Annotated in this window: 17 protein-coding genes; 1 reads left to right on the forward strand and 16 read right to left on the reverse strand. The window is 49.5% G+C overall.

All coding sequences use genetic code 11. From position 1 onward, the window contains the following. Window positions 1–152 precede the first annotated feature (152 nt). Window positions 153–1,097 carry a 4-hydroxy-3-methylbut-2-enyl diphosphate reductase gene (locus tag BLV22_RS04590; protein ID WP_091611860.1) on the forward strand — a complete coding sequence of 315 codons (945 nt, stop codon included), beginning with the start codon at window positions 153–155 and terminating at the stop codon, window positions 1,095–1,097. Window positions 1,098–1,135: 38 nt separating this feature from the next. Here the strand turns inward: BLV22_RS04590 and BLV22_RS04595 are convergent, their stop codons facing one another. From BLV22_RS04595 to BLV22_RS04670, 16 genes are all read right to left on the reverse strand, one after another. Next, complete coding sequence (locus BLV22_RS04595; protein ID WP_091611863.1) at window positions 1,136–2,245, reverse strand: Nif3-like dinuclear metal center hexameric protein; 1,110 nt, start codon at window positions 2,243–2,245, stop codon at window positions 1,136–1,138. After that, a complete protein-coding gene (locus tag BLV22_RS04600; protein WP_091611866.1) occupies window positions 2,242–2,961 on the reverse strand; it encodes a tRNA (adenine(22)-N(1))-methyltransferase in 720 nt (239 codons plus the stop codon). Before BLV22_RS04600 ends, BLV22_RS04595 begins: the two co-directional genes overlap by 4 nt. Before the next feature lie 85 nt (window positions 2,962–3,046). Further along, on the reverse strand, window positions 3,047–4,162 hold the full coding sequence (gene rpoD / locus BLV22_RS04605; protein WP_022794962.1) for an RNA polymerase sigma factor RpoD: 1,116 nt from the start codon (window positions 4,160–4,162) through the stop codon (window positions 3,047–3,049). Window positions 4,163–4,384: 222 nt separating this feature from the next. Beyond that, window positions 4,385–6,211: a DNA primase gene (dnaG, locus tag BLV22_RS04610; protein WP_091611867.1), complete on the reverse strand. Its 1,827-nt coding sequence runs from the start codon at window positions 6,209–6,211 to the stop codon at window positions 4,385–4,387. Window positions 6,212–6,235: 24 nt separating this feature from the next. After that, window positions 6,236–6,703, reverse strand: a complete 468-nt coding sequence (locus BLV22_RS04615; RefSeq protein ID WP_091611870.1) for a DUF188 domain-containing protein — start codon at window positions 6,701–6,703, stop codon at window positions 6,236–6,238. A gap of 12 nt (window positions 6,704–6,715) precedes the next feature. Continuing rightward, window positions 6,716–7,531 carry a pyruvate, water dikinase regulatory protein gene (locus BLV22_RS04620; RefSeq protein WP_091611872.1) on the reverse strand — a complete coding sequence of 272 codons (816 nt, stop codon included), beginning with the start codon at window positions 7,529–7,531 and terminating at the stop codon, window positions 6,716–6,718. 15 nt (window positions 7,532–7,546) lie between these two features. After that, window positions 7,547–8,179 carry a transcriptional regulator CcpN gene (ccpN, locus tag BLV22_RS04625; protein WP_091611875.1) on the reverse strand — a complete coding sequence of 211 codons (633 nt, stop codon included), beginning with the start codon at window positions 8,177–8,179 and terminating at the stop codon, window positions 7,547–7,549. 44 nt (window positions 8,180–8,223) lie between these two features. After that, on the reverse strand, window positions 8,224–10,308 hold the full coding sequence (glyS, locus tag BLV22_RS04630) for a glycine--tRNA ligase subunit beta (RefSeq protein ID WP_091611878.1): 2,085 nt from the start codon (window positions 10,306–10,308) through the stop codon (window positions 8,224–8,226). After that, entirely contained in the window at window positions 10,298–11,188 is an 891-nt protein-coding gene (gene glyQ, locus BLV22_RS04635) for a glycine--tRNA ligase subunit alpha (protein ID WP_091612299.1), read from the reverse strand. Before glyQ ends, glyS begins: the two co-directional genes overlap by 11 nt. Before the next feature lie 299 nt (window positions 11,189–11,487). Next, window positions 11,488–12,237: a DNA repair protein RecO gene (gene recO, locus BLV22_RS04640; RefSeq protein ID WP_091611880.1), complete on the reverse strand. Its 750-nt coding sequence runs from the start codon at window positions 12,235–12,237 to the stop codon at window positions 11,488–11,490. Window positions 12,238–12,264: 27 nt separating this feature from the next. Then, window positions 12,265–13,167, reverse strand: coding sequence for a GTPase Era (gene era, locus BLV22_RS04645; RefSeq protein WP_091611883.1), 903 nt, complete (start codon window positions 13,165–13,167; stop codon window positions 12,265–12,267). Window positions 13,168–13,196: 29 nt separating this feature from the next. Then, the gene (locus BLV22_RS04650) at window positions 13,197–13,586 is read right to left on the reverse strand and encodes a cytidine deaminase (protein WP_091612302.1); all 390 of its coding nucleotides are present in this window, start codon (window positions 13,584–13,586) and stop codon (window positions 13,197–13,199) included. Window positions 13,587–13,608: 22 nt separating this feature from the next. Beyond that, window positions 13,609–13,992, reverse strand: coding sequence for a diacylglycerol kinase family protein (locus BLV22_RS04655; protein ID WP_176967647.1), 384 nt, complete (start codon window positions 13,990–13,992; stop codon window positions 13,609–13,611). Beyond that, on the reverse strand, window positions 13,976–14,437 hold the full coding sequence (ybeY, locus tag BLV22_RS04660; RefSeq protein ID WP_091611889.1) for an rRNA maturation RNase YbeY: 462 nt from the start codon (window positions 14,435–14,437) through the stop codon (window positions 13,976–13,978). The genes BLV22_RS04655 and ybeY overlap by 17 nt, the downstream gene beginning before the upstream one ends. 16 nt (window positions 14,438–14,453) lie before the next feature. Further along, window positions 14,454–15,458 carry a PhoH family protein gene (locus tag BLV22_RS04665; protein WP_091611892.1) on the reverse strand — a complete coding sequence of 335 codons (1,005 nt, stop codon included), beginning with the start codon at window positions 15,456–15,458 and terminating at the stop codon, window positions 14,454–14,456. A gap of 160 nt (window positions 15,459–15,618) precedes the next feature. Beyond that, a complete protein-coding gene (locus tag BLV22_RS04670; protein ID WP_091611894.1) occupies window positions 15,619–16,245 on the reverse strand; it encodes a hypothetical protein in 627 nt (208 codons plus the stop codon). Window positions 16,246–16,260: the final 15 nt, after the last annotated feature.

A 16,260-nucleotide genomic window follows, 5' to 3' on the forward strand; every position in this document is an offset into this window, starting at 1 on the left:
TTAAAGGAATGCATTTCAGCCAGCCGTCCTTTCTTTTCAACTAGGCGCTTAGGTAGTATAATGAATCCAGAATCGTTTTACATGACTGCATACGTAAAGTCAGCGCGTACACGCAAGACCTCACGGTTCAAACTATGAAACAGGAGGCCTTTATGGAAGTAACGAAAATTTCACCACGCGGATACTGCTACGGCGTTGTCGATGCAATGGTAATGGCGAAAAAAGCCGCCGGTAACCAGGAGCTTCCGCGCCCAATCTATATTTTAGGCATGATCGTACACAATAAACACGTGACTGACGCATTTGAAGAAGAAGGAGTTATTTCCCTCGACGGCCCCAACCGGCTTGAAATACTCCGGCAGGTGGATAAGGGGACAGTCGTATATACAGCTCACGGCGTTTCTCCGGAAGTACGCGAGCTTGCCGAAGAAAAGGGACTCACGACTATTGATGCCACATGCCCCGATGTTACGGTCACTCACGACTTAATACGGGAAAAACGGGATCAGGGCTATGAGTTTATCTATGTCGGCAAAAAGGGACATCCGGAACCGGAAGGTGCTGTAGGTGTCGCTCCGGACATTGTGCATTTAGTGGAAACACTCGATGATCTTGAAAGCTTAAATATTCAGTCGGAACGGATTATTATGACTAACCAGACGACCATGAGCCAATGGGATGTTTCCGACATTATGGATCGGGCTAGAGAAATTTATCCGCACGCAGAAGTTCACAATGAAATCTGCAATGCCACCCAGGTCCGCCAGGAAGCGGTAGCTGAACAGGCAAAGGATGTAGATCTCGTTCTCGTTGTCGGCGACCCGAAAAGCAACAACTCCAACAGGCTTGCCCAGGTGTCTGAACAGGTCGCAGGCACCACAGCATACCGGATCAGCAACTTAACCGAGCTGGATTTAAGCTGGCTTGAAAATGTCAACTCTGTAGGTGTTACAGCAGGCGCTTCCACACCAACGTTAATTACAAAGGAAGTCATCCTGTTTATCGACCAGTACGATCCAAACGATTCATCCACATGGGACACCGAGTCTCATATCGATAAATCAAAAATTCTTCCAAAAATCAAAGCAAAATCATAAAAAAGTCCCTCCGCTTGATCGCGGAGGGATTTTTTCTATTATGCCAGCCGAAATGGTTCGGTAGACAAAGCAGAAGCCAGCCATTCCACCTGCAGCCGGCCCTGGCTGCGGTGCTGCATTTCCTTCTGCACGCCTTTTTTCATAATTTTTTCCACATGATGGCCGGGATCAATCATCGTAAGGCCATCCATCGCCGCGTCCTGGGCTGTATGGAAATAAATATCGCCGGTAATGTACACATCCGCCTGCTTCGAAAGCGCCTGCTTCCAGTATTTGTTGCCATCGCCCCCAAGCAGAGCCACGCGTTTAACCCGGTCGGTTTTTCCGTCCACCACGCGGACAAACGGCACATCATAGCTTTTTTTCACCTGCTCCACAAACGCTTCAAGCGTCATTTCCTCTGGCAGCTCCCCCACTCTGCCAAGCCCGTAAGGCTCACCGGGGATAGCGAGTGGATACACATCATACGCCGGTTCTTCATACGGATGAGCGGCGGTCAAAGCAGCTTCTACAGTCTGTTGGAGAGAGGCCGGCACGATCGTTTCCATCCGCTTTTCGTCCGCGAACTCCATTTTTCCCTGCTCGCCTAAGAAAGGATCCGTGCCATCCCCGGGGATAAACGTTCCCGTTCCCGAAGCAGAAAACGTGCAGTGACTGTACCCGCCGATATAGCCGGCGCCCGCGTCTCCCACTGCCTGTCTTACTTCTTCAGCGTGGGATTCCGGTACAAAGGCCACCAGCTTATATAGCTGGTCTTCGCCTGTCGCAGCCAGCACCTCCGTGTTCGTTAAACCGAGCGCTTCTGCCATCATGTCATTCACTCCCCCTGGAGCAATGTCGAGGTTCGTATGAGCGGCATAGACAGTTAAATCATGCTTAATGCACTTTTCAATTACCGGTCCCTGTCCATTTGCCACATCAAGCGACGTTATTGAACGAAACAGCAGCGGGTGGTGGGCAATGATTAACTCCGCCCCTGTTTTGACGGCTTCATCCACTACTTCCTCGGATACATCAAGGGTAGTGAGCACCTTTGTCACCGGCTGGTTCCAGTCCCCAATCATCAGCCCCACCCGGTCGCCTTCCACGGCAAGCGACGGTGGCGCCCATTCTTCAAACACCCGGATAACGTCACGTACAGTATTCATATAATAACCTCCTCAGCCCATGCAATATATTGGTTTAATTTTTGTTTCTTTGCCGTTGTCCGTTCTGTCGGAACAGCGTTTGCCAGCTGTTGTAAAATCTGCTGCCAGTTATCTTTTTCCCTCATCCATTTGTCCTTAAAAGCATTGTTGCGCTCCTCAAGCAGATACGGGCCGAACAACAGTTGTTTTTCAAGCGGCTCCTGACGGCCCCGGTACGGCGCTTCCGCTTCTCCCGGTACTGCCGTCAGTATTTCATACACATGGCGGTCCTCCTTCAGGATTCGCTCATTTGTAAGCCTCCAGCCGTTGTCGAGCAGCCACTGGCGGATACGGACCGCGGATACGTTAGGCTGCAGGATCAGCTTCTGCACGGAGCGGAGCTGTGTCTTCCCCTGCTCTAAAATATCTGTGATCAGCGTGCCGCCCATTCCAGCGATGACTACTGTATCAATACGATCATTTTCTGTCAGTACAGTGAGTCCACTCCCGAGACGGGTTTCAATTTTACCTGTTAATCCACAGGCCGTAATGTAGTCCGATGCAGCCTGAAGCGGGCCTGCATTCACATCTGCCGCTACTGCATGTTCCGCCTCCCGGCGCACGACTGCTTCAACCGGGATCAGCCCGTGGTCCGTGCCAATATCTGCGACCACCGCTCCCTGCTCAATTTGTTCTACGATGACAGACAGTCTGTCCGGCAATACAGCTTTTTTCATGTTTTCCTCTCTCTTCTATGTAAAATAAAAAAGGGGACACCTGCTTATTAGAAGCATGCGTCCCCTTGTATCTATGATGAATTCATTAGTCCATGAAATCTTTTAATCGTTTGCTGCGGCTCGGGTGACGAAGCTTTCTCAGCGCTTTGGCTTCAATCTGACGGATTCGTTCTCTTGTCACGCCAAACACTTTACCCACTTCTTCGAGGGTGCGGGTACGTCCGTCATCAAGGCCAAACCGGAGACGGAGAACGTTTTCTTCACGGTCCGTAAGCGTATCAAGCACATCTTCGAGCTGCTCTTTCAGCAGTTCATAGGCAGCTGCATCCGACGGTGCCATCGCTTCCTGGTCTTCAATAAAGTCACCAAGATGGGAGTCATCTTCTTCACCGATAGGAGTTTCCAGCGATACCGGCTCCTGGGCGATTTTAAGAATCTCCCTTACTTTATCCGGAGTCAGATCCATTTCTTTGGCAACTTCTTCCGGAAGCGGCTCACGGCCAAGGTCCTGCAGCAGCTGACGCTGCACGCGGATCAACTTGTTGATCGTTTCCACCATATGCACTGGAATACGGATCGTTCTCGCCTGGTCGGCAATAGCACGGGTGATTGCCTGACGGATCCACCACGTAGCATACGTACTGAATTTAAACCCTTTGCTGTGGTCAAACTTTTCCACCGCTTTGATCAGACCCATGTTGCCTTCCTGAATTAAATCGAGGAAGAGCATGCCGCGGCCGACGTAACGTTTTGCGATCGAAACAACCAGACGAAGGTTGGCCTCTGCGAGACGGCGTTTTGCTTCTTCATCGCCTTCTTCAATTTTAGTGGCAAGATTAATTTCTTCTTCCGCAGAAAGAAGCGGCACACGGCCGATTTCTTTTAAATACATCCGGACTGGATCGTTAATTTTAATGCCTGGAGGGACGCTTAAATCATTCAAGTCGAGGGTGTCTTCTTTTTCCACCTGTTCCATGCTTGGAACTTCTTCTCCCTCGTTGATAATATCAACGCCTTGTTCACCAAGGTATTCAAAAAACTCATCCATTTGCTCAGAATCCTGGTCGTAACTGGAGAGTTTTTCTGTTATTTCTGCATACGTTAACGTTCCACGTTTTTTGCCCGTTTCGAGCAATTGTTCTTTTACCTGATCGACCGACATTTCACCTTCCGCCAGCGGACGGCTTGGTTTTTCCGCCATTCGATCTCCCTCCTTCCAAGCTTCACACCTTGAATCCTACCCTGTCTCTTTACATGCCCGCAATTGTCTGTGCCGACGATTTCTTTTCCTGGTATTTTCTTAGCTGGTTGAAAGGACGGCAGGCACATAGAAAGAGCGTGCACATCAAACTGGCACGCTTTCCTTCTATCGTGATCATATCTTATCAACCACAAAGGAAAAGCGCAAGCAAATTGCTTCAGGCTAGTTTTTCTTCAGCTGCGTCATCAATTCCATGATTCTTGTCAGCAACTGTCGCTGATTTGTTTCTGAATCACCATTTCTTTCAGCGTCTTTAAGCTGTTTCTGCCTTTGCAGTAATTCTTCCCGTTTTGGTCGAATTTTAATCTGTTCAATATAGTCAGACATTTCATTATCTGATATTTCTGCTGGAATGTCAAGGTGCATCAGCTCAGATACCAGGTTTACAAGCTCCTGCTCCTCAACGTATTCCATAAACCGGCTTACGTCAGGCTCATGGCCGTCGTCATAATAAGCATATAAATATGCTGCGAGCGCTGTATGGGCATCAATGTTAAATTCTCCCCCAATCCGCTCTTTAACATCCTCAGCTACCTCCCGGTTCTGGAGCATAAAGGCGAGGAGCGTCCGTTCAGCATTTTCGTAGGCTGAGCGCATCGATACCTGCTTTTTCGGAAGCGCTCCGCTCCGCCACCGTTTGCCTGTTTCCGCAGAAGAAGGAGCTTTTGCTGCTTTTTCCTGCTGTTCCTTTTTTTGCACTTTGCGTTCTTCTTCGCGTAGAGCGTCCATCGACAAATCAAATTCTTCTGCCAACTGCTTCATGTAGAATTCACGTTCCACAGCGCTGCTGATCACAGATGTTTCCCGGAGTACTTCTTCGATATAGGCAAGGCGGTCTCCTTCATTTTGAAGGTTTTTATTTTTACGCAGCTCCTGAACTTTAAAGGACATAAAAGGCACCGCACGCTCCGAAAGCTGAACCTTGAATGCTTCTGCCCCGTAAGCCTGAATATAGTCGTCCGGGTCCATCTCTGCCGGAAACAGCGCCACCCTTACATCGATGTCCTGCTTTTCAAGAATATCCCCAGTTTTCCACGCCGCTGACCGCCCGGCGTTGTCGCCGTCATAAGCAATTACCGCTTTGTCTGTTGCTTTTCGGATCTGCTCGGCCTGTCGTTTGGAAAAAGCCGTACCAAGACCCGCAACCCCGTTTTTCACTCCCGCTTTCCAGGCAGCAATAACATCCATATAGCCTTCAAACAGGACAGCTTCATCCTGTTTGCGGATCGCCTGGCGGGCTTTGGAAAACGAGTAGAGCGTTTCATGCTTTAAAAAGATGGGCGTTTCCGGACTGTTTAAGTATTTCGGCACACCTTCCCCAAGCGCGCGGCCGCCAAAGGCAATAACCTGACCACGCTGGTTATGAATAGGAAACATAACCCGGCCGCGAAAACGGTCATTCCACTGCCAGCTCGATTCCTGGCGGAAAATCAGCCCTGCCTCTTCCATTTCTTCAAGGTCGTAATCCCTTTTTTCAAGCAGCTGCACAAGCATATTGTTTCGCTCCGGTGCATAGCCGAGCTGGAATTCTTCAATAATCTCTTCGCTAATGCCCCGGGCCGTTAAATAATCATACGCCTCTTTTCCCTGCTCCGTGTTCATCAGCAGATGATGGTAAAATTTGGCCGCCATTTGATGCGCTTCTTTTTTGGACTGATGCTGTTCCCGTTCGCCCGGGTATTGATCTTCAAGCTCGGGCAGTTCAGTACCCGTTTTGGCTGCAAGGGATTGAATGGCTTCAACAAATGTCAGGCCGTCGTGCTCCATCAAAAAAGTTATGGCGTTGCCACCTGCACCGCAGCCAAAACAGTGATACAGCTGCCGCTCCGGCGAAACAGAAAATGACGGGGTGTTTTCCCCATGAAAAGGACACAGACCGAGATAATGTCTGCCCTGTTTTTTCAGCTGTACATAATCATTGATGACTTCGACAATATCTGTCTTTTCCCGAATCTCAGCAACTTTTTCTTCTGGAATAAACGCTGCCACTTTGTTTCCTCCCTGACGAGTCTATTACCATTTGGACTCACTGCCGCCTGCTTCAAAAATCTCCAGGCCCTCAAAAAAAAGCTTGCGTTCTTCAAGTGATATTGCTTTAGGCCCTTTAACTCTATGCTTTCCCTGTTTGGCCAGAACGCCGGCATACCGGCCGGCAAGCAGCCATTCTTCATCGCCTTTTTTCCATCGTTTCCCCCGGAAGGAGAGAACCGCCGCTCCTTTTTCAAGAGCAATTGCTGCCAGGCCATGATCATCGGCGATGACCAGATCCCCGGCAGAAACATGATTCCAAATATACATATCCGCCGCTTCGGGTTCATTTTCCACCATCACGGTTTCTGCTTCATACACTTTATTTGATGCGTGGGCGCTGCTCGCTACAAAAACGATCTGCATGCTTTTGCCTGCCCCCCACGTGTCGATCGTTTCTTTATGCGGACATGCGTCAGCGTCCACATACACTGTGGCTCCCTTTTTCGTCATACTGATTCTCTCCTAGCGCTGCTGAAACATATTGGAGATAATATTGGCTGTTTCTTCCACAGCTTTGTTGGATACATCAATTACTGTACAGCCGATTTTATTCATCAGTTCTTCCGAATAGTCGAGCTCTTCCTGAATTCGTTCCATACTCGCATAGTTTGCTTCCGGTCTCAGTCCAAGCGCTTTCAGGCGTTCTGAACGGATACGGTTTAATTTATCGGCGCTGATCCGCAGCCCAATGCATTTCTCACTCGGGATATTAAATAATTCCTCCGGTGGGTCCACCTCGGGCACCAGCGGAACGTTTGCCACCTTCAGGCGCTTATGGGCCAGATACTGGGAAAGAGGCGTTTTCGATGTTCGCGATACGCCGATCAGCACAATGTCCGCGCGCACAATGCCCCGTGGATCCCGGCCGTCATCGTATTTGACCGCAAATTCAATCGCCTCCACCTTACGGAAATAATCTTCATCGAGGCGATATACAAGGCCAGGCTCATATCTTGGCTGTTGGTTCGTGAGCGTCACCATTTTATCGAGCACCGGCCCCATGATGTCCACAGAGTCTACGCCGGCCTTTTCTGCACGCTCCCGGAGATACTGATTGATTTCAGGGATCACCAGCGTGAACGCAATCATCGCTTTGGCCTCTTTGGCCAGTTGAATGACTTCTTCCACCGTGCCCTCGTCTTCAACGTACGGAATACGGCGCACTTCCATCCCGTCTTCCCCAAACTGACTCGCAGCGGCTTTTACTACCAGTTCAGCTGTTTCTCCTACCGAATCGGACACTACGTATACTACTGGACGATCTTGTTTTGTGGTCATGTCTGCCTCCTCGGGTTAAAATAATTGGTTATTGGCCAGATCCACCAATACTTTCGTTATATTCGTTTTCGTGATCCTGCCGACCACTTCATACTTCTCACCACCGGCGTCTTTCACTACCGGCAGCGCGTCAATCTGGCGTTCAATCAGCTTGGTTGCTGCATAAACGACCAGATCTTCTTTTTTGCAGATCGTGATGTTGGGCATCCTCGTCATAATAATACTTACAGGGATCGCTTCCGTATCCTGGCGGCCGAGACTCGCCCGCAGCAGATCTTTTCTTGAAAGGACGCCGGCCAGATAACCTTGTTTATCCACCACAAAGAGAGTACCGACATCTTCAAGGAACATGGTGCAGATGGCATCGTACACACTGTCTGATTCCGAGACTACCACTGCGATCGACTGATAATGTTTGACGGTTAATTTCTGCAGCTGATTATTCAGCTCTTCGGTATCCGTTTTCCCAGTATAATAATACCCTACTCTTGGTCTTGCTTCTAAAAATCCTGACATTGTGAGAATGGCCAGATCCGGGCGCAGTGTAGCTCTCGTCAGTGAAAGCCTGTCTGCGATGTGCTCCCCGGTGATCGGCCCGTTGTCTTTAACAATCTGCAGGATGGTTTCCTGACGCTCTGTTAATTCGATAGTGACTCCCTACCTTCATCGGCGCTTCGCACGGAGGCATTGTTTTACGATGAAAAAACAATACTCCGAAAGCGGGCGAACCGTTCAATTTCCTTGGATAACAGTGCCATCTGCTGCAGTCTGTTCTGCTTTATCTGTTCGTCTTCAGCCATAACCATGACGTGATCAAAGTAGGCATTAATGGCCGGCGTAACTGCCTGCAGCGCTTGATACGCACCGGCAACATCCGCCTGCCCCAGCGTTTCATCGAGCTGTTGATTCAAGGTTTTACTTTTTTCGTAAAGCTCTCTTTCCTCTTCCGCCTGGAACAGCTCTGTTTGAATATCCGAACCGCTGTCTGTGTTTTTTGCGATATTGGTCACCCGGCTGAGTGCTTCCACCGTTTCTTTGAAGTCTGTTTCCTCAGCACGCGCCTGAATAAATCCAGCTTTTTCTGTCACTACGTCAATTCTTTCACCAAGATGAAGCAGCACAGCATCCGCGATATCATGACGGACACCCTCATCAAGCAGCTTTTGGCGGACGCGCTGGGTAAAGAATTCTTCGAGATCCTTCAGGACATCCGCTTCTTCGCGCTGAAGAAGAGAACGCTCTTTGATTTCATCCATCACCAGAACGATCACCTGCTGAATCGTCAGCGGAAAGCGGTGCCCCGTAATTGTCTGGACAATACCTGCTGCCTGTCTTCTCAGCCCGTGAGGGTCCTGGGACCCGGTAGGAACCATCCCTACACCAAAACTCGAAACAATAGTGTCCATTTTATCCACAACGCTGATAACCGCGCCTTCAACATTTTCCGGGAGAGCGTCCCCGGCGGACTTTGGTTTATAATGTTCAGCAATAGCTTCGGCAACTGCGGTATTTTCTCCTGCCATCCGGGCATATTCTCTTCCCATAACCCCCTGGAGCTCGGTGAATTCGTCCACCATTAACGTTACGAGGTCGAACTTGGAAATATGAGCGGCACGCTTAACATTTTGCACCTTCGTGCTGTCCAGCTGCAGGTATTCTGCCAGCCGGGTGCTTACAGCCTCCACTCTCATTACCTTTTCACCGACTGTACCGAGGTTTTCCTGATAAATGACATGGTTTAATTTTTCCACCGCTTCGTCCGGGGACATTTTCTGGTCTTCGTCATAGAAAAACTGGGCATCCGCCAGACGCGCACGAAGCACCTTCTCATTTCCTTTTCGGACCTGGTCAAGGTGCTCCGCATTACCGTTTCGTACTGTAATAAAATACGAAAGTAGACTGCCTTCATCATTTTCCACCGGAAAATACCGCTGGTGTTCTTTCATGGATGTAACGAGCACCTCCCGCGGAATGTCCAAATACGCTTCATCAAATGAACCATGCAGCGCGGTCGGATATTCCACAAGCTGATTTACCTCAGCAAGCAGCTCCTGATCGATCGGAATGTGCCAGCTGTTTTCCGCTTCAATTTCTTCGATCTGGCTTCGAATCAATTCTGTTCTTTCAGACGCATCCGCAATCACATACTCCTCTTTCAGCTGCTGCTCGTACGTTTCCGGCTTATGAACAGTAATGGCATTTCCCAGAAACCGGTGTCCGTAAGAAATATTGCCAGCTGTGCGGTCTGTAATCGTAAATGGGATCACTGTCTCTCCGTACAATGCCACGAGCCATTGAATCGGGCGCACAAAACGAAGCTCATGACTTCCCCATCGCATATTTTTCGGAAATGCGAGCGACGTAATAATTGTCTCCATTTCCTGCAGCAGTTCTGAGGTCGGCCGGCCCTTGTGTTCTTTTTCCACAAAAACGTACTCGGTGCCTTTCACCTCTTTAAAGTACAGATCCCCTGTATCGACCTGCTGGCCTCTGGCAAAACCTAAAGCAGCCTTGCTCCATTCCCCGTCTTCTGTGAGAGCGATCTTTTTTGCCGGCCCACGGGCCTCTTCGACCATATCCTCCTGATAATCGGGCAGGTCTTCAATGCGGAGCGCGAGCCGTCTTGGAGTAGAAAACATGCGAACGGCGCTATAAGTGAGCCGCTGCTCCTGCAGCCAGGTTTCCGTTTTTTCCTTCAGCTGCTTTACCGCACCCTCCACAAAGCGGGCGGGCATTTCTTCCACACCGATTTCGAGTAAAAAGTGATTAGTTTTCATCGTTCATCGCCTCCTGCTTCCGTAGCGGAAATCCTAATTTTTCCCGTTCTTCATAGTACGCTTTCCCGCACTTTCTTGCCAGATTGCGCACGCGTGCAATATATCCGGTTCTTTCCGTCACTGAAATCGCCCCACGGGCATCCAGCAGGTTAAACAAATGCGAGCATTTTAATACATGATCATAGGCAGGCAGCACCAGTTTTTCTTCAATGGCCCGTTCCGCTTCCTTTTCGCTTGCGGCAAACTGATTCAACAGCAGCTCTTTATCCGCAATTTCAAACGAATACTTCGAATGCTCGTACTCCGCCTGTAAAAACATATCGCCGTACGAAACGCCCTGCACCCATTCCAGGTCAAATACGTTTTCCTTATCCTGAATATACGACGCCAGCCGTTCAATGCCGTATGTAATTTCAGCTGTCACCGGGTGGGCATCCATGCCGCCAACATGCTGAAAATACGTAAACTGGGTAATTTCCATGCCGTCGATCCAGACTTCCCATCCAAGGCCCCAGGCACTCAGCGTCGGAGCTTCCCAGTTGTCCTCCACAAAGCGGATGTCGTGAGCAAGCGGGTCAATACCAATCGCTTCCAGGCTTTTTAAATACAGCTCCTGGATGTTGTCCGGCGAAGGCTTCATGACTACCTGAAACTGATGATGCTGATACAAACGGTTAGGGTTCTCCCCGTAGCGTCCGTCGCCCGGTCGTCTCGACGGCTCTACGTATGCTGCGTTCCACGGCTCCGGTCCGATACTGCGCAGAAACGTCATCGGATTCATCGTCCCCGCTCCTTTTTCCACATCATAGGCCTGCATAATAATACAATTCTGGTCAGCCCAGTAGTTCTGCAATGTTAAAATCATTTCCTGGATATTCATTGCCATGTTAAACACCCCTTCTGTTTTGCGTTTATTTTCATTAAAAAAGTCCCTATACCTGTCACTCAGGTATAGGGACGGTTATTACCGCGGTTCCACCCTACTTGCTTTTTCGGCATAACAGCCGAAAAGCCGCTTTATCCATTCTACGCTCCAGAACGCCTTCACAACCGGTCAGCGTGCAGCTTTCACTATCCTGCACTCGCTAAGACTGAAGAAGATTGCTACTACTTTCTTTCCCTGCGCATCGTTATGATTGTATTGAAATAGTACTTAACATTTGCGAGTGTGTCAAGCACTCATTCGACGTTCCACTTTTCCATCTGCTCCAAAAAACGCCTCGCCTTTAAATGAATACCTGCGTACGAATCATAATAGCTGTTCAGCACATCCTTCAGCTCTTTTTTCGTTTCAGCCGATACAGAAACCGAGCCGATCCGGTGCACATCAATATAGAAAAACGTCCGCAAAAGACGCACCGTTTTCGGCTGGATACGGAAACGGTACGGATCGATCTCCCAGCACTGATGACAGAGAAAGCCTGCTTCGCGGATCGAAAAATGAAAGGTGCCTTCCTGCCGGCCGCAGTTCACACAGCGGTCGATCACAGGCTGAATGCCTGCCACTGCAGTCATTTTTACTTCAAAGAGACGGATAAGCACTTCAGCATCCTCACCTTCGTCGATGCGCCGCAAAAGCTGCCAGAACAATTCAAATAAATAAGGGTTTCGTTCCTGATCCACCGTAACTTTATCAAGAAGTTCGGACAAATAGGAAGCGTAGGAAGTGAGAACAATGTCTTCACGCACGCTGCGGAATGAATCCGTTACGTCCCCCTGGCTGAGCGTTCTCATTCCTTTTCCCGGGTAGTACACAAACGTTCCGTAGACGAAAGGCTGGGAGATCGAGCGCAGGCGGCTGCTTGGTTTCTTTGCCCCTTTGGCCATCATCGCCATTTTACCGTGCTCTCTTGTATACACCGTTAACACTACATTGGATTCCCCGTAGGAAGCAGTCCGCAAAACAATTCCTTCTGTTTTCTGAATCATGCTGTTCCTCCGCTCACAGGCGATTTCTTAATATTCGTCTTCGCGATATCCGTTCTCACGAAGCAGATATGCGCTGTTTCTCCAATCCTTTTCCACCTTCACCCAAAGCTCCACGAACACCTTCGAGCCAAGCATCGACTCAATATCTGCCCGGGCCCGCTGCCCGATTTCCTTGAGCATCGATCCCTGCTTACCGATAATAATGCCTTTTTGGGTCGGGCGTTCAACGACTATTGTAGCTGCCACATACACCGCACCGTTTTCCCGTTCTTTCATTTCATCGATAACAACGGCAAGCGAATGCGGAACTTCTTCGCGCGTAAGCTGAAGAGCTTTTTCACGTATCAGTTCACTCACGATAAACCGTTCCGGGTGATCGGTGACCTGATCTTCCGGATAAAACTGCGGGCCTTCCTCAAGATATTTGGTAAGTTCCTCAAGAAGCGTCGTCACATTATTGCCGTTCAACGCAGAAACCGGCACTACCTCGGCAAAATCATACCGTTCGGAATAGCTCGCGATCACTTTGAGCAGTTCGTCCGGATGGACTTTATCGATCTTATTAACGATTAAAAATACCGGGGTGTCTGTCCGCTTCAGTTTTTCGATAATATATTCCTCGCCGGGGCCGTATGACTCTGACGCATCGATCAGATATAAAATAATATCTACGTCGTTCAGCGTCTGCAGAGCCGCGCGTACCATAAAATCGCCCAGCTTGTGCTTTGGTTTGTGAATGCCCGGGGTATCGATAAAAACAATCTGGGAATCTTCAGTCGTGTAGACTCCCTGGATTTTATTTCTTGTTGTCTGTGCTTTATCACTCATGATCGCAATCTTTTGGCCAAGCACCTGGTTCATTAATGTGGATTTACCCGCATTGGGCCGCCCGATTAAAGCGGCAAATCCGGAATGATACGATTCACTCATTATTTTCCCTCTTCTTTCCTGCTTTCATACTATAAATCTTCCGGGCCGAACGCTCCCGGGAGCAGCTCTTCCATCGTCGTTACTTTCATTTCGCCCTGGAGGTTGCCCAATACAATCCGGGCATCCTTCGGCAGAAACTCAGAAAGCACCTGCCTGCAGGCTCCGCACGGAGCGACCGGCCCTTTCGTATCGGCGATGACAGCCGCCATTTTCCCGCTTCGCATGCCCGTGCGCACCGCGCTGAACACGGCTGTCCTTTCTGCACAGTTGCTTAATCCATATGAGGAGTTCTCAATATTACATCCTTCATACCACTCTCCGTCCTCTCCTACAAAAACCGCTCCTACCGGAAATTTGGAATACGGGACATACGCTTGTTCTCTTGCCTGTTTAGCCCGTTCAAGCAGTTCGTTTTCTATAGCCAATGTTCTTCCTCCTTTGTCAGCTCAGCCATTCCCATAAGAAAGGCATAAAAATCATCACACCGATGATCACAGCAAATACAGCATAAATGAGTACCGCACCGGCGGCAATATCTTTGACGTCTCCCGCGGTTTTATTCCATTCCGGAGACACTAAATTCACAAGGCGCTCCAGCGCTGAATTGACCATTTCGAGTACGAGCATGCCGGCAATTGCCAGCAAAAGAACGGTCCACTGCCATAAAGCGATCCCGCACACTACTCCTAAAAGAACGGCCGCTAGACCGAAAAAAACGTGAAATCGCATGTGACGCTCTTCCCGGAAGGCAAGGCGGATGCCTTTTCCAGCAAATATAAAGCCGTCCTTCCAGCGCTTCAGTACCGATTTATCGCGGTAACCCATACGCTTCCAGGATCCTTTCCTGACGCGAAAACATTCTGTCCTCTTCCTCTTTGTCCATATGATCATAACCAAGCAAATGAAGCAGGCCGTGAACGGCCAAAAAGCCCAGCTCTCTTTCAAACGAGTGACCATATTCCCCAGCCTGTTCCCGGGCCTTAGGGACGCTGATGATAATGTCTCCAAGCAGGTTCGGTATGCCTTCGGCCTGAGGCTGAATTTCGTCGTCATTCAACGCAAATGAAATCACATCAGTCGGCCGGTCGATCTCCCGGTATTCTCTGTTGACCGCCTGGATCATTTCGTTGTCCACAAAACTCACAGAAACCTCCGAGCCGTCTACGACTCCTTCTTCTTCACATGCGAACTGCAGGATGTTTTGCACCAACTCCCAATGCTTCGGCTCCACTCGTTCCGTTTCGTCCACCATATCCACTTCAATATTCACACCTGTCCACCCCTGACTAGTTGTTTGTTGGTTTGTCCGGCCGGTTCAGCGTACGCTTTGGATCGCCTTCCTCCTGTTCGTACGCATCAAGAATCTGCTGCACCAGTGTATGCCGTACGACATCCGTGGCCTCCAGATAAACGAATCCAATATGATCGATGTTTTCTAAAATGCGCGCTGCCACCTTCAGACCTGACTGCTGCCCTTTTGGAAGATCAATCTGGGTGAGATCCCCGTTGACGATCATTTTTGAACCAAAGCCGAGCCGCGTTAAAAACATCTTGATCTGTTCTTTCGTCGTATTCTGGGCTTCATCGAGAATAACAAAAGCATCGTCGAGCGTCCGGCCTCTCATATACGCGAGGGGGGCTACTTCGATCGTCCCTCTTTCCATTAGCCGCTGTGTATGCTCCGCACCAAAAATGTTATGCAGTGCGTCATAAAGTGGACGCAGGTATGGGTCCACCTTTTCTTTCAGGTCTCCCGGAAGAAAGCCAAGGCTTTCCCCGGCCTCCACTGCAGGACGGGTTAATACAATCCGCTTCACCCGCCCCTCCTTTAAAGCATTGATCGCCATTACGACCGCCAGATAGGTTTTCCCCGTGCCTGCCGGGCCAACGCCAAATATCATGTCTTTACGGCGGATCTGGTCGATATATTCTTTCTGCCCCAAGGTTTTAATCATGACTGGTTTGCCTTCAGCGTTTACAGCAATCTGCTCCTGAAATAGATCTTCAAGTTTTTCAAGCTTTCCTTCCTCGGCAAGCTGCGCTGCGTAGACAACGTCCCGTTCTGAGATCCGCACCCGTTTTTTCAACAGCCTCGCCAAAGCTTCAATCACTTCTTCGACCAGCGCTGCCTGCTTTTCATTTCCTTCTACGATCAGTGAGCCGCCCCGGGTAATAATTGAAACGCCCAACTTTTCTTCCAGCCGCTCAATGTGCACATCATTCGGACCAAACAGCTGCTGTATGTCATTCATTTCATTCACTTGTAATTCTAACGTTTTCTTTTCGGTCAATATAGCTCAGTCTCCTTGAGTATAATATCATATCCTTGCTGTTATCAGTTTTTTCGTTAGTATGCTAACTCCACTCTACCACCGCGCTGAGGGTGTTGCAAAAAAATAGCAGACATTTTACGCATTTGAAGTAAAAAAGAACCTGATCCGAAGATCAGGTTCACTCATTACTGCTTTTTTTAGCGGCACGGTGCGGCACAACTTTTTCACGCGACATTGTTGACTGCCGCCGGTAAGGATAACCGCTGCGCCTCGTGACCGGCGGACTGAGAACCTCTGCCCACACGAGCCCGTTTGCCGCTTCTTTCTTGTTTATCGACCGCGGATTTCTCCGCGCTCCGCCAATTTCTCCGTCTGACATGACGCTTCCATGTTCAGCGGACTGCCGGGAAGCACGCTCAAGACGCTGGCTTGCATTTTTCTTTTGCTTTTGAAGCTCTTCACGGCGCTTTTCATATTCTTTTAAAGCACTGCTTTTATTCTGAGGCTTATCTGCCTCTTCTTTGTACAGCTCTGCCTCTGCTTCCGGCACCCGGCGCGTCGGATGGTTGCCAGGGCTTCCGGAAGGATCATTCTGAGGACGGTTCGGTGTGTTTTCATTCCGGGCATTTTCAAACTCTTCAAACAGATCCTCGAGTTTTCCGAACGCTCCGCGCCGTTTCGAATCACTGCCGCTGCCCTCCTGCTGCTGGCCGCTGTCTCCCCGGCCGAGAAATGTAATCAAACCGCCGAAGAGCAGCAGTAAAATCCACAGGTTGTTAAACACTAGTTCAAACAGCTGCTCCATCGCTTCATTCACCTT

Origin of the sequence: Marinococcus luteus (assembly GCF_900106595.1) — a bacterium.
Classification (GTDB): domain Bacteria; phylum Bacillota; class Bacilli; order Bacillales; family Marinococcaceae; genus Marinococcus; species Marinococcus luteus.